The sequence below is a fragment of the Candidatus Angelobacter sp. genome (genome assembly GCA_035643775.1).
Lineage (GTDB): Bacteria > Bacteroidota > Bacteroidia > Flavobacteriales > Blattabacteriaceae > DASQPV01.
Genome location: DASQPV010000020.1, coordinates 1 through 2,052, shown reverse-complemented (window position 1 = coordinate 2,052; position 2,052 = coordinate 1). Strand labels below are relative to the sequence as shown.

The 2,052-nt window shown below is 63.8% G+C and carries 1 protein-coding gene; it reads left to right on the top strand.

Going from position 1 to position 2,052, the window contains the following annotated elements; all coding sequences use genetic code 11:
* The first annotated feature begins 362 nt into the window (after positions 1 to 362).
* Positions 363 to 1,760, top strand: a complete 1,398-nt coding sequence (locus VE128_01825; GenBank protein HZD84259.1) for an IS1380 family transposase — start codon at positions 363 to 365, stop codon at positions 1,758 to 1,760.
* Positions 1,761 to 2,052: the final 292 nt, after the last annotated feature.

The window sequence follows — 2,052 nt, the reverse complement described above, 5'->3', positions numbered from 1 at the left end:
AAATTATCCGCCAGCCAGGCGCTGGATGCCGGATCACGTTTTGCCGGAACGCCGAGCGACTTTGTCGGGAATCCACAGTCGTGCTCTGTGAGGTATGTGGACGCCCTGCTGTTGACCGTAGCCCGCCCGGTTACGGTGGTGTGAAGATCAACTGTCCAACGTGTGGCAATTATTCGATTGCGGGGAGCGTCCGGGACAAGTTCCGACAGCTTTCATTGGATGAGCGCCGCAGGGATCTTGAGAGGGCCAAGGACCACGCATCGCTAGCCTGCATTTCTCACACCAATTAGGCGCATCGGGGCTCCGAATCAGCGAAAGTCGTTGTGCTGCAGCGACTTTGGCGATTGAAGGAAGGAGCCCCGATGCCGACAGAGTGTAGCGCAGAACACTTTGATTTTGGAACCGTTGAAGGCCGGGCTGTGGAAGCGGCGTTTGATGGCGGGTTGGTGAGCTCGGATGCGGGTGCTTTGCTTCTGGGCGCGACGGATCGGGCGATCGGACTGATCGATCGGTTTGCGGCGTGCTTTCACGACGAGCGGCGCGAGGACTTGATCGAGCACGAGGTTGCGACGCTGGTCGGTCAGCGGGTGTTCGGGATCGCGCTGGGTTACGAGGATCTCAACGACCACGACGAACTGCGCCACGATCCGCTGATGGCGGTGTTGGCGGGCAAGCTTGCGGCGCGGCGCGAGGATTGCGCGCCGGTGGCCGGCAAGTCGACGCTCAACCGGCTGGAGCTGAGCAAGCTTGAACCGACGCGCTATCACAAGATCAGCCACAATCCGGTGGCGATCAAGAACCTGCTGGTCGACCTGTTCGTGGAGGCGCACGCGCGGCCTCCCAAGCAGATCATCCTCGATCTCGATGCAACGGATGATCCGTTGCACGGCGAGCAGGAGGGGCGGTTCTTCCACGGCTACTACGACTGCTACTGCTATCTGCCGCTCTACGTGTTCTGCGGCCGTCACCTGCTGGTCGCCAAGCTGCGGAGCGCCGACATGGATGCGGCGGCCGGCGCGGTCGAGGAGGTGGCGCGCGTGATCGCGCGCATCCGCGCCCGCTGGCCGCGGACACGCATTCTGTTGCGCGCGGACAGCGGCTTCGCGCGGGAGGACCTGATGGCCTGGTGCGAGGGCAACGGCGTCGACTTCCTGTTCGGGCTGGCGCGCAACGAGCGGCTGGTCGCCGAGATTGCGACCGAGCTTGATCTCGTCGCCGCCAAGAGCCGGCGCAGCGGCCGGCCGGAGCGCCGCTTCAAGACCTTCATGTGGACGACGCGCCGGACCTGGAGCCGCCGGCGCCGGGTCGTCGCCAAGGCCGAGTGGACGAAGGGGGAAGCCAATCCGCGCTTCGTGGTCACCTCGCTGCGGCGGGACGAGTGCAAGGCCAAGTATCTTTACGAGAAGGTCTACTGCGCCCGCGGCGAGATGGAGAACCGGATCAAGGAGTGCCAGCTCGACCTCTATGCGGATCGCACCTCGGCCGCCACAATGCGGGCCAACCAGCTGCGCCTGTGGTTCTACTCAATGGCCTATGTGCTGCTCTGCGCCCTGCGCCGCATCGGGCTGCGCGATAGCGACTTCGCCAACGCCACCTGCGGCACCATCCGTCTCAAGCTGCTCAAGATCGGAGCGCTCGTGCGCGTCAGCGTCCGCCGCATCAGGATCGCCATGGCATCGGCCTGTCCGGCCGCGCAAGACTGGGGACGCGCCGCAATCCGGCTCGCAATCGCCGCCATCGCCCGCGCCTCCCCGGCATGACACGCGCTGCCCCGGCGCGATCATTGCGCGGCACAACTCATAGACCCACGGAGACCCAGAAAATTGCCGACATAGACAGCGCCCTTCGGCGCCACGAACATCCGCCGCGCCGGACCAGCAGCCGACAAAATCGGCTTACCCCTTGCCCAATCCATCAGTAGTGTGAGAAATCCGCGCTAGCCCTTGGGGGTAAGCGTGCCCCTTACTCCCCAACGCTGTGTACCTGGGGTGCTCCGTGGTCGCCTAACTTGAGCGGTAATATTGTAACTATACAAAACACGTATGTCAAAAA

Excerpts from the sequence above, each read along its gene's own strand:
- VE128_01825 (HZD84259.1), top strand. The coding sequence starts at position 363 with ATGCCGACAGAGTGTAGCGCAGAACACTTTGATTTTGGAACCGTTGAA.